Annotated in this window: 15 protein-coding genes; 6 read left to right on the top strand and 9 right to left on the bottom strand. The window is 68.4% G+C overall.

Going from position 1 to position 16898, the window contains the following annotated elements; all coding sequences use genetic code 11:
- Positions 1–22 precede the first annotated feature (22 nt).
- A complete protein-coding gene (locus BLT96_RS00535) occupies positions 23–1177 on the top strand; it encodes a CobW family GTP-binding protein (RefSeq protein ID WP_090861161.1) in 1155 nt (384 codons plus the stop codon).
- Position 1178: 1 nt separating this feature from the next.
- A complete protein-coding gene (locus BLT96_RS00530; RefSeq protein WP_090861160.1) occupies positions 1179–1685 on the top strand; it encodes a nitroreductase family protein in 507 nt (168 codons plus the stop codon).
- 213 nt (positions 1686–1898) lie between these two features.
- Here BLT96_RS00530 and BLT96_RS00525 read toward each other — a convergent pair whose 3' ends face one another.
- The 7 genes from BLT96_RS00525 to brnQ all read right to left on the bottom strand — a co-directional run bounded on the left by BLT96_RS00525 (position 1899) and on the right by brnQ (position 10476).
- Complete coding sequence (locus tag BLT96_RS00525) at positions 1899–2576, bottom strand: class I SAM-dependent methyltransferase (RefSeq protein ID WP_090861159.1); 678 nt, start codon at positions 2574–2576, stop codon at positions 1899–1901.
- A gap of 2 nt (positions 2577–2578) precedes the next feature.
- Positions 2579–3955 carry a nickel pincer cofactor biosynthesis protein LarC gene (gene larC, locus BLT96_RS00520; RefSeq protein WP_090861158.1) on the bottom strand — a complete coding sequence of 459 codons (1377 nt, stop codon included), beginning with the start codon at positions 3953–3955 and terminating at the stop codon, positions 2579–2581.
- 2 nt (positions 3956–3957) lie between these two features.
- On the bottom strand, positions 3958–4752 hold the full coding sequence (larB, locus tag BLT96_RS00515) for a nickel pincer cofactor biosynthesis protein LarB (RefSeq protein WP_090861157.1): 795 nt from the start codon (positions 4750–4752) through the stop codon (positions 3958–3960).
- Between the two features lie 153 nt (positions 4753–4905).
- Complete coding sequence (locus BLT96_RS00510) at positions 4906–6093, bottom strand: iron-containing alcohol dehydrogenase (RefSeq protein WP_090861156.1); 1188 nt, start codon at positions 6091–6093, stop codon at positions 4906–4908.
- Between the two features lie 186 nt (positions 6094–6279).
- Positions 6280–7317: a D-2-hydroxyacid dehydrogenase gene (locus BLT96_RS00505; RefSeq protein WP_157692076.1), complete on the bottom strand. Its 1038-nt coding sequence runs from the start codon at positions 7315–7317 to the stop codon at positions 6280–6282.
- A gap of 93 nt (positions 7318–7410) precedes the next feature.
- Positions 7411–9024, bottom strand: a complete 1614-nt coding sequence (locus tag BLT96_RS00500; RefSeq protein WP_090861154.1) for a peptide chain release factor 3 — start codon at positions 9022–9024, stop codon at positions 7411–7413.
- A 75-nt stretch (positions 9025–9099) separates the two neighbouring features.
- The gene (gene brnQ, locus BLT96_RS00495) at positions 9100–10476 is read right to left on the bottom strand and encodes a branched-chain amino acid transport system II carrier protein (RefSeq protein WP_090861153.1); all 1377 of its coding nucleotides are present in this window, start codon (positions 10474–10476) and stop codon (positions 9100–9102) included.
- Positions 10477–10753: 277 nt separating this feature from the next.
- Between brnQ and BLT96_RS00490 the strand changes: the two genes are divergently transcribed.
- Positions 10754–11245, top strand: a complete 492-nt coding sequence (locus tag BLT96_RS00490; protein WP_090846632.1) for a DUF2798 domain-containing protein — start codon at positions 10754–10756, stop codon at positions 11243–11245.
- A 111-nt stretch (positions 11246–11356) separates the two neighbouring features.
- On the opposite strand, the gene BLT96_RS00485 is transcribed toward BLT96_RS00490, so the two are convergent.
- Together BLT96_RS00485 and BLT96_RS00480 are read right to left on the bottom strand one after the other, a co-directional pair.
- Complete coding sequence (locus tag BLT96_RS00485) at positions 11357–12334, bottom strand: C-terminal binding protein (RefSeq protein WP_090861152.1); 978 nt, start codon at positions 12332–12334, stop codon at positions 11357–11359.
- Positions 12335–12395: 61 nt separating this feature from the next.
- Positions 12396–13682, bottom strand: a complete 1287-nt coding sequence (locus BLT96_RS00480) for an aspartate aminotransferase family protein (RefSeq protein ID WP_197674369.1) — start codon at positions 13680–13682, stop codon at positions 12396–12398.
- Positions 13683–13971: 289 nt separating this feature from the next.
- Between BLT96_RS00480 and BLT96_RS00475 the strand changes: the two genes are divergently transcribed.
- The 3 genes from BLT96_RS00475 (at position 13972) to BLT96_RS00465 (ending at position 16898) form a co-directional block, all read left to right on the top strand.
- The gene (locus BLT96_RS00475) at positions 13972–14766 is read left to right on the top strand and encodes an HD domain-containing protein (protein WP_090861151.1); all 795 of its coding nucleotides are present in this window, start codon (positions 13972–13974) and stop codon (positions 14764–14766) included.
- A gap of 117 nt (positions 14767–14883) precedes the next feature.
- Positions 14884–15537: a cupin domain-containing protein gene (locus BLT96_RS00470; RefSeq protein WP_090861150.1), complete on the top strand. Its 654-nt coding sequence runs from the start codon at positions 14884–14886 to the stop codon at positions 15535–15537.
- Positions 15538–15641: 104 nt separating this feature from the next.
- Complete coding sequence (locus BLT96_RS00465) at positions 15642–16898, top strand: alanyl-tRNA editing protein (RefSeq protein ID WP_172824958.1); 1257 nt, start codon at positions 15642–15644, stop codon at positions 16896–16898.

Genomic DNA, 16898 nt, shown 5'->3' with positions numbered 1-16898 from the left:
CGGGCCCAAGCGAGGAGGGCACATGCCCCAGTCCAAACCCGTCAAGATCGTGATGCTCACCGGCTACCTGGGTGCCGGCAAGACCACCATCCTCAACAACATCCTGGCAAACGACCAGGGCATCCGCGCCGCCGTGATCGTAAACGACATCGGCGAGGTCAACGTGGACGCAAGCCTCATCAAGGAGGGGGGCCTCAACCAGACCGACAGCCTCATCCCGCTCACGAACGGCTGCATCTGCTGCACGCTCTCCGACGACCTGGCGAAGCAGCTGGGCGGCATCGCCGCCTCCGGCGACTTCGACTACATCATCATCGAGGCCTCCGGCATCTGCGAGCCCATCCCCATCGCCTACACCATCAGCGCGTTCTGCGACCAGTCCAAGTACGAGGGCAACGCCCCGCTCGACCTGGACAACATCGTGGCCGTCGTGGACTGTGCGCGCATGTACGACGAGTTCAACGGCGGCAAGGACCTGCTCGAGGACGACATCGACGAGGACGACATCGAGTCGCTGCTCATCCAGCAGATCGAGTTCTGCTCCACGCTCGTCCTCAACAAGACCGACCTCGTGAACCCTGACCAGATCGCCGAGCTGAAGGCCATCGTCCGCAGCCTCCAGAAGGACGCCGTGATCGTCGAGGCGGAAAACGGCGACGTCCCCATGGACCAGATCCTCAACACCGGCCGCTTCAGCTTCGAGAAGGCCTACAACTCCGCCGCGTGGATCGACGCGATGGAGCACCCCGAGGAGCACGAGGACCCGGAGGTGCTCGAGTACGACATCGAGACCTTTGTGTACGCGCGACGCAAGCCCTTTGACGTGGACAAGTTCAACGACCTGCTCCAGAACTTCCCGGACGAGATCATCCGCACGAAGGGCACGTTCTGGGCGCAGCAGAACCCGGACATGTGCTACGTGTTCGAGCAGGCCGGCCACCAGGTGCGCCTGAACGAGAACGGCCTCTGGGTCGCCACGGCCCCGGAGGACGAGTTCAAGCGCATCATCGCGGAGAGCCCGGAGATCATGGACAGCTGGGACCCCGAGGTGGGCGACCGCGAGAACAAGCTGTGCATCATCGGCCGCCACATGGACAAGGACGACATCGTCGCAAAGCTGGACGCGTGCCTCACGGACTACGTGCCCGACGAAGACCCCTACGAGGACGGCGAGTAGCGTGGACGCCCTCGACACCATGTACCGGCGCGCAAGCGTTAGGCGATTCACGGGCGAGAAGGTCACATCGTTCGAGGCTGAGGCCCTTCTCCACGCCGCGATGGCCGCCCCCTCGGCAGGCAACCAGCAGCCGTGGGAGTTCTACCTCGTCTCGAGCGAGGACGCACGCGCAGCCCTTGCGCAGGCCTCGCCCTACGCCGCCCCCGCCGCGAACGCGCCCCTCGTGATCGTGCCGTGCTTCAGGCAGAACGTGCGCTTCCCGGAGTGCGCGCCGCTCGACATGGCCGCCGCGGTACAGAACCTGCTGCTCGAGGCCGTCGACCTGGGCCTGGGCGCCGTGTGGATGGCCGTCAACCCCGTGCGCGAGCGCGAGGACAAGGTGGCGGCCGCACTCGACCTGCCTCAGGACCTCACGCCGTTCTGCATGGTCGCGGTGGGACACCCGGACGGCACGGTCACGCCCCACTGCGCGGAGCGCTACGACGAGAAGCGCATACACGCCGTGTAGGAATTCCAGCCCAAATTCGCGGGCATCGTCCTCACAGCACCTTGCGTCTATGGCCACCCCACGTGTATGTGGGGTGGCCTTCTCTTTACAACGTTATTCGCTCCAGCACCTAGGCTTCGCAACCTACGCCAAAGCCCGACCACCCCAAGAGGTGGCCGGGCTCGTAGCGGAGTCCCTAGTAGTTTCCGAACGGGGGCCTCTTGCATGGTCTTCCTACAGCTGCGCAGGCACCAGCACGTCGTAGCGGACGGCCTTTCCCGCAATCTGGTACGCGGGCTTTGCGCCCGCGAGGAACGGCCCCTTCAGAGGACGCTTCACGACCACCTTGCGCGGGCGCGCCTTGATGGCCGCGTCCAGCATGGCGGCCTCGTCCTGAGCGGGTCGCTCCAGCCTCTGCAGCAGCTGGGCCTTCTTCTTTACCGAGGCGCTCTTGCGGCGCTCGGGGAACATGGGGTCAAGCAGCACCACGTCCGGCCGCGCGTTGGCGTCTGCGTCCGCCAGCGCGCGCAGCGCCTCCACGCTGTCGCCACGCACCAGCCTCATGCGCGCCACCACGGGCGCAAGCTCCGGCACGGCGCCCGCACGTTCCAGCGCATCCGCAAGGAGCGCCGCGATCACGGGGTCATGCTCGTACAGCATCACGTCGAAGCCCGCCGCAGCCAGGAGCAGCGAGTCCTCGCCCATGCCGGCCGTCGCGTCCACGGCACGCGGGTGCTCGCAGCCGCGCACGCGTGCGGCGCGCACCAGGAGCTCGCGCGACACGTTTGCGGGACGCAGGCGCCTGAGCTCGCGCGTGAAGTCGCCGCACATGGAGAGGCCGTCCTCCGCCACCAGGGTGAGCGCCCCGTCCACGCGCTCGAGCGCGAGCCCCTCTGGCAGGTCGATCGCCATCGCTACTCCCCCGCCTGCGCGGCCGCGAGCACCGCACGATACGCTTCCTGGTACGGCACGCCGGCAGCGGCCGCAAGCGCCACGACGGAATCGTGCTCCGGGTAGGCGCGCATGGCGCCGGACGGCAGCGTGACCACCTTGACCTGGGCCGGCCCCAGCGGCGTGCGCACGTCCTTCTGTTCCCGGGGCAGCGCCGTGCGCTCGACGGGATGGCGGCGTACGCCGATGGTGGTGGTCTCCTCGAAGAGGACGCGCTCGCACGCTGCGACCCGGTCTTGCGTGCACAGCACCTCAACCTGGTATGCCGGGCGGTTCTTCTTCATGTATATGGGCACGTAGTGGGCCTCGCGTGCGCCGACCGAGAAGAGCTTGGAAAGCGCGTTGCCAAGCGCCTCGCCCGTGCAGTCGTCCACCTCGGTCTCGAGCTTCACGAGGACGCCCGTACCCGCCGACGCGCTGCCACCAGCCGCGGGCGCGGCGTCGCGCGCCTCCAGGAGCATCGCCCGTACCATGCTGACCGGCTCGTACGCGCGCTTGCCGCAGCCGTATCCCACGGCCTTGACCGCGTACGCCGGCGGAAGCGCGTCCTCGGTGCGGACGGCCGCCGCGATGGCCGCGCCCGTGGGCGTCACGAGCTCGCCCTCCACGTCGCGCGGCGCGAGCGCGAGGCCGTGGGCTGCCGCGATGTTGACCACGGCGGGCACCGGCACGGGCAGCACGCCGTGCTGGGTGCGCACGCGGCCATGGCCCTCTGCCAGCGGGCTCACCACGACGTCCGTCACGCCCAGCGAGTCCAGGCACACGGACGCGGCCACGACGTCCACGATGGAGTCGACGGCGCCGACCTCGTGAAAGTGCACCTGGTCGGCCGGCACGCCATGCGCCTTTGCCTCTGCCGCGGCCAGGATCTTGAACACGCGGTGCGCGATGGCCTTGGCACCCGGTGTCAGGCTGCCGGCGTCCACCACGCGCAGCACGTCCGCAAGCGTGCGGTGCTCGTGTGCGTGCTCGTGGTGATGCCCGTGAGCGTGGTCGTGCCCATGGTGTTCATGCTCATGCTCGCGTGCGCCGTGCTCGTGCGAGCCGTCCAGATTGCCGTACAGGTACGCCATGTCGTGGTCGTGGTTCTCGTGCGCCGCATCCAGCACCACGTCGAAGTCGCAGCAGTCTATCCCGTTCGCCACCCTGCGTGTCACGCGGACGTCGTATCCCTCCAAGGGCAGGCTCGCGAGCGCGAAGCGCATGGCCTTCTCGTCCGCGCCAAGATCTAGCAGGGCCGCGACCACCATGTCGCCGCTTATGCCGCTTGCGCACTCCAGGTACAGGGTCTGCGCGGCCGGCGCCTTGGCGGCGCGCGGCGCGATGGGAGCCTCTGGCATCGCTACCTCCCCACGTGGTTGATGAGGCTGGCCTGGTAGCCCGCCCCGAAGCCGTTGTCGATGTTCACGACGGAGACGCCGCTGGCGCAGGAGTTCAGCATGCTGAGCAGGGCGGAGACGCCGCCGAGCGACGCGCCGTAGCCCACGCTCGTGGGACACGCGATCACCGGACACGCCGCGAGGCCACCGATTACGCTCGCAAGGGCGCCCTCCATGCCGGCGACGGCCACGATCACGGACGCCCGTTGGATGAGGTCCGCCTGGGCAAGCAGGCGGTGGATACCCGCGACGCCCACGTCGTAGGCGCGGCGCACCTCGCTGCCCAGCATGGTCGCCGTGAGGGCCGCCTCCTCCGCGCAGTAGAGGTCGCTCGTGCCGGCGCACGCCACCAGCACGTAGCCGTGGCCGCCGGGAGCCGCGGGCTCGCCCCACGTGCCCATGCGCGCAAGGGCGTGGTAGCGGTAGCCCGTCACCATCCGCAGGCTCTGCGCCATGAGGAGCGCGCGCAGCTCGTCGCTCTTTTGCGGGTCGAGGCGGGTCACGATCACGCGCTCCTGCCCGGAGCGCACGAGCTCGCGCATGATGCCCGCAATCTGGGCAGCCGTCTTGCCGGCGCCGTAGATCACCTCGGACACGCCCTGGCGCACGCCACGACCCACGTCCGGCTTCGCGTAGCCAAGGTCGCTGAACCCAGGCCCCGCGAGCTGCGCCTCTCCCAGGCGTGCGCACGCGTCGTCCACGGACACACCGCCCGCCGCCACGGCCGCAAGCAGCGACCTCAGCTCTTCTCGCTCCAATAAGCCACCTCTTCGTCGATTCCGTCGCGTCCCATGATAGCCCTTGGGGCCCGCACGCTGCGGCGGGCGGCGGAGGGTCGCATGCGGCTGCGGGCGGCAGGTGGCTGGGACGGCTCTTCTCGCCTGGCGCTCTTGCCTAGCGGATGCGCTTGCCTAGTGGAAGCTCTTCATGTATATGCCCGCGATGTCCTCGTCCGTCGTGGGTGCCGGGTCCGCCGAGAAGAGCCGGCCCATGGTCTCGCGGGCGGTGCGCGCAAGCAGCAGCGCCTCTTCGTGCGTGCCCGCGAAGCCGTAGTCGCTCATGCGAAGGCCGTCCACGCCGCACGACACCTGCAGATCGTGCAGGGCGCGTGGCAGCTCCTCCGGGCGCGTGGCGTCCGTGCGGCCCAAGGCGCGCGCCATCGCCACCAAGCGGTCGTCGCACACGTGGCGCTCCGCCCAGAAGCCAAAGTACGCGAGACTCAGCATGGTGAGGCCGGCGCCATGCGGAAGCTCCGGATGGAAGGCGCTCATGGCGTGCTCCATGGAGTGCTGAGAGCAGTTGGACGAGACCACCATGGAGTAGCCTCCCATGGTGTTGGCGTACGCCACGTGCGTGCGCGCCTCCAGGTTTGCGCCATCGCGCACGGCCACGGGCAGCCACGCGCCGATGCTCTTGATTGCCTCGAGCTGCACCATCTGACCAAACAGGTTCGTCCTTGTGCTGATGTAGCCCTCCATGTTGTGGAACAGCGCGTCGAAGCCCTGGTACGCCGTGAACTTGGGCGGCACGCTCAGCATGAGCTCCGGGTCCACGACCGCAATCCTGGCGAAGTTGTTGGGCGAGCCGATGCCAATCTTCTCGTGCGTGTCCAGCTTGGACACAACGCCGATGGCGTCGACCTCGGACCCCGTGCCCGCCGTGGTGGTGATGGCGACCCACGGCAGCTCCGGCCGCTGGAGCGGCAGGTGCCGTCCCGTGCTGCCCGTGGCGTAATCCCACAGGTCGTCGGAGGGCTGCGGTGCAAGGAGCGCCATCACCTTTGCGGCGTCCATCACCGAGCCGCCGCCGAGCGCGACCACGAAGTCCACCTGGCACCTGCGGGCGAGCGCCGCGCCCTCCTCAACCACCTCCTTGGTGGGGTTCGCGCCGACGCTGTCAAACAGCACCGTCTTCACGCCGGCCTGCGTGAGCTCGTGCACCGTGCGGCCGAGGTAGCCGTTCGCCCTCGTGGAGCGGCCGTTGGATATCACGAGCATGGCCGTCTTGCCCGGCATGGGCTGCTCGTGCAGGTGGGAGAGCTGGCCGGGGCCAAACAGGACGCGGGTGGGTGCATAGAGGCGGAAGCTGTCTAGGGACATGGTGTCAGGTCCTTCCTCGCGCGTGCGTGGCCGCGCAGCGCAGGCAAGGCGCGGTCGCGGCCGTTTGCGGCCATTCTAGGCGCGCGTGGTTGCGGAAGGCGACACGCAAGGTTTCGGGCAGCTTGTTGTGGTGTTTCGAGTTGGGACGTGCGCGGGTGGCGCGGCAATCCGACGTGCTGCGGCGCGCTAGCGGGGCACCACGTCGAACGCGGACGCGGGCACCAGGTTCCTGAGTGCAGCGCCCGTGCGCAGGGCGCGCAGGTTGTCGCAGCAGATGGCGCAGATGTTGTCCTCCGTCTGACGGTGACGGCCAAACGAGCCGCCGGACACGTGCGGCGTGATGACGCAGCGTGGCTCCGCCCAGAGCGGGTGGTCCGCGGGCAGGGGCTCCGGCGATGTGACGTCGAGCGCGGCGCCGCGGATGGCGCCGGCCGCGAGCACGTCCGCGAGGGCGTCACAGTCGACAAAGTTGCCGCGGCCCACGTTCACGAGGACGGCGCCCGGCCGCATCGCACTCAGGCGGCGCGCGTCCAGCCAGCCGGCCGTGGCATCGTTGTTGGGAAGCGCGCCCACCACGACGTCTGCCCCGGGAAGCTCCGCGGCCGCCGCGTCGAGCGTGACCAGGCGGTCGAAGCCGGGGCGCGGGCGCGACGTTTCGCGGCACACGCCGGTGACCGTGCAGTCGAAGCCACTCAAGCGCCGCGCGACCCAGCCGCCGATGTTTCCCGCGCCAAACACGAGGACGCGCGCACCGTCAAGCGAGCCGACGGGGCCGAGGTCGCCCCAGCGGTGCAGGCGCTGCTCGTCACGGTATGCCGGCAGGTTCTGCATGAGGCCGAGCACCTGCGCCACGACGTACTGGGATATGAGCTGCCCAAAGCCGCCGACGGCGCAGCACAGGCTCACGCCGGCGGGAAACGGCACGTCGCTCCTGTTGTACTTGTCCGTTCCGGCCCACGTCATCTGCACCAGGCGCAGGCGCGAGCCCTCGTCCGCCGCGCGGCGCAGAAGGGCGGGGGCGGGCTCCCCTATCACGACGTCCGCGCGCACGAGCGCCGCCACCAGCTCGTCGTCGGAAAGGTTGTACCTGCCCGAGCACATGGTCTTGGGCGTCGACATGTCCGCCGGCCAATGTCGCTCGATGACCCAGCCGGGTCCCGCCGCCTCGCATAGCGCGTCGACGTGCTCGTCGCAGAACGGTGCAAGAAGAAGGAGCGTGGGCATGGCGCCTCCAGTCCGTGTCGCTGCCTCGGGGCCCAGCATCGGCCCATCCGTCCGCAGGCGAGAAAAACTCGCCGCCTCGCCCGCCGCCGCGTCCTAGAACGTGACGTTTCCAAACTCGGACAGCCTGAGCTCGGGGTTTCGCTCCTCCGCCCAGTTCACGTTGAACTCGTTCGTGAACAGCAGCAGGCGGCCGCCGCGCATGTCCTCCACGCGGCCGGTGTCGCGCGAGAGGTTCAGGCTCGCCATGTCGAGTTCCTCCGGGTCGTTCTGGATCCAGCGGATCTCGTGGTACGGCAGCGGGTGGCGACTCACCTCGACGCCGTACTCGCTCTTGAGGCGCCGCTCCAGCACGTCGAGCTGCAGCACGCCCACAACGCCCACGATCACGCTCTCCATACCCATGCCAAGCTCGCGGAAGATCTGGATGGCGCCCTCCTGCGCAAGCTCCTCCACGCCCTTGATGAACTGCTTGCGCTTGAGCGTGTCCACCTGCGTGATGCGCGCGAAGTGCTCCGGCGCAAACGTGGGGATCTGCGGAAACTGCACGCGGGGCTTGCCGGCGCACACGGTGTCGCCGATGGAGAAGATGCCCGGGTCGAACAGGCCCACGATGTCGCCGGCGTACGCCTCGTCCACGATGGCGCGATCGTCGGCCATCATGGACGTGCCAGTGGCCAGCTTGATCGTGCGGTCGCCCTGCACGTGGAAGGCGCTCATGCCGCGCTCGAACTTGCCGGAGCAGATGCGCACGAAGGCGATGCGGTCACGGTGGTGGCGGTCCATGTTGGCCTGGATCTTGAACACGAAGCCGCTGAACTCGGGCCGGGAGGGCTCGACCTTCTCGCCCGTAAGGACGTCCGTGTACGCCAGGGGCTCCGGGGCAAGGCGCAGGAAGTCCTTCAGGAAGGGCTCCACGCCAAAGTTGGTGAGTGCCGAGCCAAAGAACACCGGGGTCAGGCGGCCGGTGCGGACCGCCTCGAGGTCAAACTCGTTGTCGGCGCCGTCCAGGAGCTCAATGTCGTCCATGAGCGTGCGGTGGTTCTCCTCGCCGATGAGCTCGTCCAGGGCGGGGTCGCCCAGCTCGGCCTCGATCTCGTTCACCTTCTTGGTGGCGTTGGCGTGGCCGTCGCCCTCGAACGCGATCACGTGGCGCGAGTTGCGGTCGAACACGCCGCGGAAGTTGCGGCCGCTGCCGATGGGCCAGTTCATGGGGTACGTGCCGATGCCCAGGACCGTCTCGATCTCCTCCGTGAGGTCAAAGGGGTCGCGGGTGTCGTGGTCGAGCTTGTTCACGAACGTGAAGATGGGGATGTGGCGCAGCGTGCAGACCTTGAAGAGCTTCTTGGTCTGGGCCTCGACGCCCTTTGCGCCGTCGATCACCATGACCGCGGCGTCCGCCGCCATGAGCGTGCGGTACGTGTCCTCAGAAAAGTCCTGGTGGCCCGGGGTGTCCAGGATGTTCACGCACTTGCCCTCGTACGTGAACTGCAGCACGGACGACGTGACCGAGATGCCGCGCTCCTTCTCGATGTCCATCCAGTCGGACACCGCGTGGCGCGCGCTCGCCTTGCCCTTGACGGAACCTGCCGTCTGGATGCTGCCGGTGTACAGCAGCAGCTTCTCGGTAAGGGTGGTCTTTCCCGCGTCGGGGTGGCTGATGATGGCGAACGTTCGCCGCGATGCGATCTGGTCGGACAGGCTTGGCATGCATTCTCCTTATAGATGGCGTAACCATCGTATTGTACGAGAAGAGCCGCCCCCTCCGCCCGAAAGCGGGGCCTCTCACAATGACGGCACGTTGCCGCGAGTCCGCGCGCGTGCGCGAACCGCATGCACCGCAACACCGATGGCAAGTCCCGCCGCCGCGGGCACCACCCAGCCAAAGCCCCACGACGCCAGGGGCAACGCCGCCGCGACGCACGCCATGGCCCGGACGACGGGCGTTGCGGCAAGCGCCTTTGGCGCCGAGGCGGCCGCACCCACGAGCGCCGCCGGCAGCGTCAGGCCCTCGGCCCACGCAAGCACCACGCGGTCGTACCCAAACGCCCCGCCCGCAAGCGCCAGCACAATGAGCATGATGGCCAAGGGGTACATGATGTAAAGCACGGGCAGCGACCACGCGATGAGCGCATCGAGCCCGCCGTTTGCCAGCGCAAACGACACGAGCGTAAACACGACCGCCCAGCCGCGGTACGTCACCCTCCCGCCAAACATCCCCACAAACGTGTGCGAGCAGCTCGTCACCAGGCCCACCGCCGTCTTCAGGCACGCGACGGTCACGGTCACCGCAAGCACCACCAAGCCGGCGTCGCCCAGGTACAGGCGAGCTATCTGCGCAAACGCGATGCCGCCATTGCTAGACGGCGCAAATGCCCCTCTGCTCTGGGCGCCGACGACGGTCACGAGCGCATACACCACCGCCATGATGAGGCCGCTACCCGCGCCAGAGAGGATCGTGCCGCGCGCGACGTCCGCGGCATCGCTCACCCCAAGGTCGCGCACGACCCCCACCACCACGATGCCAAACGCCAGGCCCGCAAGCGCGTCCATCGTGTTGTATCCCTCCAGCAGCCCCGTCGCAAACGGGGACGCCACGTACGCCCCCTGCGGCGCGACGTCCGCCACGCGCGCGGACGGCGCCGCAAGCGCCGCGGCCACGAGTATCCCCAGAAACACCAGGAACCCCGGCGTCAGCACCTTGCCCACCCACGTCAGAATCTTTCCCGGCCTGAGCGAAAGCGCAAGCACCACGGCAAAGAACGCGAGCGAGAAGAGCAGGAGCCACGGACCGTGCGCGCCCTTGGGAAGCGACTGCGCGATGCCGACGGTGTAGGCCACCGTCGCGCAGCGCGGTATGGCAAACAGCGGGCCGATCGTGAGGTACAGCACGCACGTGAACGCAAGGCCAAAGCGCCGGCCTACGCGCGAGCTCAGGTCCAGGAGGCCCTTCGAGCGGCTGGCGCCCAACGCCGCGACGCCCAGTATGGGAAGCCCCACTCCCGTCACGAGAAAGCCCAGCAGCGCCCACCACGCGTTCCTGCCCGCAAGCTGGCCCATGTGGATGGGAAATATCAGGTTGCCGGCCCCAAAGAAGAGCCCGAAGAGCATGCTCGAGACCGCGATCCCGTCTCGCACGCCCAGCTTGTTGCCATCAGCCATGAAACCGCCACCGTCCCGTGGGAGTCGTTCTTCTCCGCCTGTCCAGGAGACATGATACGGCTCCGCGGTAAGACGGCAAGGGCGGCGGTCCAGCCTCGCGGCTCGGGCGCCCCGGACGACCTGTGGAGTGTTTGTACCGCCTCGCAAACGCGGGCGCACGCGGCGGCACCGCGCGTGGTAACGTTCCTAGGCCATATTCTTAGCTGCAGGTATCCTTTGGAAACGCACACCCTCCCGGGTGATAACGAACAACACTGCACACAACCGGGAGGTATACATGCCGCAAACTCGCACCCAGAAGCTCGTCTTTACCGTAATGATGGTCATCGCCATGGTCTATGGCATGATCTGCTATAACGTCTCGCTCGAGGTCGGCGGCCTTTCCAACTTTGTCTTTGCCGCCGGGCTGCCGGAGCTCGCGTTCATGGGACCAGTCGCGTTCCTGCTTGACCTGTTTGTGGTCTCGCCCGTCGTCGGCCGCCGCGCCCAGAAGCTGGTGGGCCCCAACCCCAAGACGCCGTTTGCGATGGTCGCGGCGATCTCCGCGCTCAGCGTGCAGATGATGTGCCCGCTCATGAGCCTTGTCGCCACGCTCGTCATCAAGCGCCCCGCCGCGCCGGACATCGTGTCCACGTGGATCCAGACGACGCTCCTCAACCTGCCCATGGCGCTGCTGTGGCAGTTCTTCGTGGCCGGCCCCATCGTGCGCGGCGCGTTTGGCGCGCTCGTCCGCCCCAGGGCCGTGGCCTCGAGCAGCGAGGACAGGTAGCCGTCGCCGCGGCCGCAGGGGGCAGGCGCACCGCCCACTGCGGCCGCAGTGCCACGCGGGCCACAACGCCGCCGGCGGCTACGTGCCGCCGGCCCGCGACTGGCCCGCGCCCTACCCCGCGAGCGAGAGCTCGTTCACGGCGTCCTCGGGCTTCTCGCCATCCAGCGCCTGCAGGGCGTTTTTGAGCGCGCGCGTGCGCATCTCGGTGTACGAGTCTGACGAGTGGTACGCGCAGTGCGGCGTCACGATGCATCTGTCCAGCCCCACCAGCGGACTCTTCGCGTTCGTCTCGTCGCGCTTCACGTCCACGGCCGCGGCGCGAATCGTGCCGTCCGTCAGCGCCTGCGCCAGGTCCTCCTCCACCACGCAGCCGCCGCGCGACGTGTTCACGAAGAACGCGGTCGGCTTCATCAGGCGCAGCGTCCGCGCGCAGATGATGTCGCGCGTCGCGTCCACCAGCGGGCAGTGCAGGCTCACCACGTCGCTCTTCTCCAGAAGCTCCTCAAGGCTCTGCGCCTTGGTCACGCCGTGGCTGGCGAGAAACGCGGTCGACTTGGTTGGCGCGTAGGCCATGACGTTCATGCCGATGGCCTGCAGCATGGGCGTGAGCGCCTGCGCGATGGAGCCAAAGAACACGAGGCCCGCCGTCTGGCCCTGGGGCCGCGGCGCGTCGTAGCCGGCCATGTCGTCCCACACGCCGTCGCGCACCTGGCGGTCGAACCAGGTGATCTTCTTGTACAGGTCCACGATGAGCCCCAGCGCGTGCAGGGCGACGTCGTACGTGCAGTAGTCCGGCACGTTCGTGACCCAGCAGCCGTGGCGCGAGGCCGCCGCGTCGTCGATGTTGTCGTGGCCTATTGCCATCATGCTCACGCACCTCAGCTGGGGTGCCGCGTCGAACGTGCGGGCGTCCGCCTTGCCCCACTCGATCACGAGCGCGTCCGCGCCCGAAAGCGACCCGCGCGCGGGGCGGCCCGCGTTGTCGGAGTCGACCTCGTACACCTCGACGTCGTCCCTGCCCAGCTCGCCCAGCATCCTGCGCTCAAGGTCCAGCGGGACCGCGCTTCCCAGATATGCGATGCGTGGCATGATGGCCTCCTTGCATGGCTTTCCCCTGCGCCGGCTCCAACGGCCGGGCGCCAGCGCCCGTCTAGTACCCCAGCTCGCCCATGGAGCGGTCCAGGATTCCCACGCCCTCGTCCAGCTCTTCTGTCGTGACGTTCAGGCGGGTTGCGAAGCGCATGCCGTTGCCGTGCACGCCGCAGTTGAGGGTGATCATGTGGTTCTTGAGGCACTGGGCCTTCACGGCACCCCAGATCTCCGGCGCCGGGCTTCCGTCCTCGGGGTGGTCGAACTCGATGGCGCGCATCAGGCCGATGCCGCGCACGTCGCCCACCACGGGATGGGCCTTCCGCAGCTCCTCCAGCTTTCCGGCGAGGTAGGTGCCCTTCTCGTTCACGTTCTCGAGGATGCGCTGCTCCTCGAACTGCTCCAGCACCGCAAGGCCGGCGGCCGCGGCCACGGGGTTTCCGCCAAAGGTGCCGCCGTGCATGCCGGGCAGCCACTTTGCCATGATCTTCTCGGTGGAGACAATGGCGCTCATGGGCATGCCGCCCGCGATGGCCTTGCCCAGGTTCATGACGTCGGGCGTCACGCCAAAGTTCTGGCCGGCCCACATCTTGCCGGTGCGGCCGTAGCCGCTTTGAATCTCGTCGAAGATGAGCAGGATGCCGTACGTGTCGCAGATCTCGCGCACGCCCTGGACAAAGCTCGCGGGCGGCACGAAGTAGCCGCCCTCGCCCTGGACCGGCTCCATGATGATGGCCGCGACCTCAGTGGGCTCCACCAGGTAGTCAAACAGCTGCTTGAGCTCGTCCAGGCAGAACCTGGAGCGCTCTTCCACGTCCATGCCCTTGGGGCAGAGGTCCTTCTGCGGGTAGGTGGCAAAGTACACGCCCGGCAGCCCCGGCTGGTATGCCTCGCGGTAGTGCGCGGCAGAGCCGGTGACGGAGAGCGCGCCCCACGTGCGGCCGTGGAACGAGCCCTTGAACGCGATGATGCACGGCCTGCGGGTGTAGGCGCGCGCGAGCTTGAGCGAGCCGTCCGTGGCCTCCGCGCCGCCGTTGGCAAACAGCGTGCAGCCAAGGTCGCCGGGCGCCACCTGGGCTATGCGCTCCGCGAGCTCGAGCGTGGTGGGGAAGTTCACCATGTTGAAGCTGCCGTTTACGAGCCTGTCCACCTGCTCGTGGATGGCGGCACGAACGTGCGGGTCGTTGTGGCCCAGCGCGTTCACGGCGATGCCCTGGACAAAGTCGAGGTACTTCTCGCCGTTGACGTCGTACATGTAGCCGCCCTCGCCGTGGTCGATCACGAGGTCCGTGCTCTTTGCGAGCGCCGGGCTCAGGTAGCGCTTGTAGTCCTCGTACCGCATGGGCATGACGTGCTCCTCTCCGTAAGACCTTGGGCCCACTGTAGTGCGCGGACGTTGACCTGCGGTTTAGGCGTGGTTACGGGACGGGCGCGAAACGTCGCTCGCTTCGTTTCCCCAACGTTGCGGGTTTGTGTTGCGGCACGTGCGGGCGCGCGACTCGGGGGCATCCCGGGCCGGCGACGGCACCCGGCATCCGGCCCGGTGGGGGCCAGCCGTATAATGCTGGCACGGCAGGCACGCGCCACGGTGGCGCGGATTGGGACGCGGCATGGGAAGCGCCGCGCGAGGAGGCCACATGCACATAGACAGGGACCGGGCGGCGCACGCGTTCGAGCGCTACGTGGAGCGCTTTGACCCCCAGGACCCCAAGATCGCCCTGAAGGTGGAGCACACCTGGCGCGTGGCGGACCTTGCCGAGAAGATCGCGCGCTCCCTGCCGGAAGGCGCGTCCCCAGAGTACGTCGACCTTGCGTGGCTGCTGGGGCTCTTGCACGACGTGGGTCGCTTCGAGCAGGTCAGACGCTATGGCACGTTCAACGACGCCGCCTCCACCAGCCACGCGGCCCTCGGCGCGCGCGTGCTGTTTGACGGGCTGGACGGCACTGCGCCCACGATCCGCGACTACGTGGCCGCGCCGGACGAGGACGGGCTCATCCGCACGGCCGTCGCGCTGCACAGCTCGTGGCGGCTGCCGCAGGACCTGGACGCGCGCACGCGCCGCCTGTGCGAGCTCCTGCGCGACGCGGACAAGATAGACATCCTGAAGGTGAACTGCACCTGCCCCGTACAGGACATCTACGGCTTCCCGGAGCGCACGCTCCTGGAGAGCGAGCTTTCCCAGGAGGCCGCCTCCTGGTTCTGGCGGCACTCCACCATCCCGCGCGCCGCGCGCAGGTACCCGGCGGACATCCTTCTGGGCCACGTCTGCTTTGCGTGGGAGATGGCGTTTCCCCAAAGCCTTGCCATCACGGCGGAGCAGGGCTGCGTGTTCCGGATGATGGAGCGGCCGTTTGCCCGCGACGACACGCGCGCCGCGTTTGCGCGCATGGAGCGGCACCTGCGCGCGTGGATGGAGGAGCAGCTGCGCTGAAAACCGTTGCCGCGGCAACGGACATGCCTCCAGCAGCTTGGCTACGCTGAGCCCGTACAGACAACGGGCGCGCCAGCAGGCACCCAGCAGGCGGCGCGCCAGAAACGGAGACATCACATGAGGGAGACGGCCGGAAGGACGTTCAGCATAGCGAAGGAGCACCCCGCGACGCCGGGCTGCACCACGTCGTTTGCGGTGCACGAGGGCACGGGGCTTGCCGTGAGCTACTTCTCGCTCGCGGCCGGGACGGACATCAGCGCCGAGACGCACCCCCAGCACAAGCTGCTTATGGTGGCGGACGGCAGCATGGACGTGGACGCCGGAGACGGCGCGCGCCACGTAGCCGCGGGCGAGTCCATCCTGGTGTCCGCGGGCGCCACGGTGGGCATGGCCACGCAGGAAGGCTGCACGTACACGGAACTCAACATGGAAAGGGAAACCATCATGAACCAGGCGGTCAAGGCGGGCGACGTCTTCAGGCTCGGGGAGCTCCTCCCCTACCAGGACGGGACCATCGTGAACATGGACGTCGCGCACAACGACGGCATGAAGCTCGCGCTCATGAGCTTCGACGCCGGCTGCGGGCTTTCCGAGCACTCCGCCCCCGGCGAGGCGCTCGTGTTCGCGCTCGACGGCGAGGGCGTCATCGGCTACGAGGGGCAGGAGCACGTGATCCACGCCGGCGAGTGCTTCAAGTTCGACAAGAACGGCCGCCACTACGTGCGCGCCGAGAAGCGCTTCAAGATGGCGCTGCTGCTGACGCTCCAGTAGCGCCCGTGCGCCCAAGGCGCGCCTGAAGCGCCTATCATGTGTCGATGGAAACCAATCGCCGCCCGACGTTTGCGCCGGGCGGCTTGCGCATGAGGGGGCGCCACATGGAGACGTTTGACGAGCTGTACTACACCGATACCTACGCGCGCGAGTTCGACGCACGCGTGACGTCGTGCGAGCCCGCGGAGGGCGGGTTCGCCATCGCGCTGGACAGGACGGCGTTCTATCCCACGGGCGGCGGCCAGCCCGGCGACCGCGGCACGCTCGTACCCGCAGACGCACCGGCGCCCGCGCCCGCTGCGGAGGGCGCGCAGGAGGGCGAGGCCGCGCCCGCGGAGGCCCCCGGCACCGTCCACGTGCGCGAGGCCGTGCCCGGCGCCGAGCCCGGAACCGTGTTCCACCTGGCAGACGCGCCGCTTGCCGTGGGCACCGCCGTCCATGGCGCGCTCGACTGGACGTGGCGCCGCGACAACATGGAGGCCCACACGGGCGAGCACATCGTGTCCGGCATCGTGCACGCGCTCTACGGCTACGAGAACGTGGGCTTCCACATGGGCGAGAAGTGCATCGAGGTCGACTTTGACGGCATCCTCACGCCGGAGCAGGCCCTGGACGTCGAGCGTCGCGCCAACGCCGCCATCCGCGACGACGTGCCCGTGCGCGCGCTTCTGCCCACGCCCGCGCAGCTGGACGCGATGGACTTTCGCAGCAAGAAGGAGCACGACGGGCAGATCCGCGTGGTCACGATCGACGGCGTCGACTCCTGCGCGTGCTGCGGCACCCACGTGGCGACGACGGGCCAGGTAGGCCTGGTCAAGATTCTGCGCGTGGGCACCAAAAAGAAGAAGACCCGCATCGAGCTTCTGTGCGGACGGCGCGCGCTGGAGCTGTGCGAGGACCTCACGGGTCGCCTGCGCGACGTGAGCAACTTCCTCTCCGTCGCGGACGAGGACGTGCCCGACGCCGTGCGGCGCCTCTCGGGCGAGAAGGACGAGCTCAAGCACCTGCTCAAGGCGGCAAACCGCAAGGCAATCGACCACGAGGTCGCCTCCACGGCGCACCAGGACGGCCCCCTCGTGAGCTACCGCGACGCCGCGGACATGGACGAGCTGCGCTACCTGTGCGAGCGCGTCACAGAGGGCGGAGTGGCACCTGTCGTCGCGGCACTCGCGCCTATGGAGGGCTCCGACGGCCGCATCAACTTCGCGATTGCGAGCACCACGGTGGACCTGCGCCCCATATGCAAGGAACTGAACCGTCGCCTCGATGGACGCGGTGGCGGCAAGCCGACCATGGTCCAGGGCAGTTGGGCCACCACGCGCGAGGAGGCCGAGGCTGCGCTGCGCGAGCTCTCGGTCTAA

It is taken from the genome of Parafannyhessea umbonata (genome assembly GCF_900105025.1).
Classification (GTDB): Bacteria; Actinomycetota; Coriobacteriia; order Coriobacteriales; family Atopobiaceae; genus Parafannyhessea; species Parafannyhessea umbonata.
The sequence above is the reverse complement of the archived record's forward strand: the minus strand, read 5'-3'. Positions and strand labels throughout refer to the sequence as shown.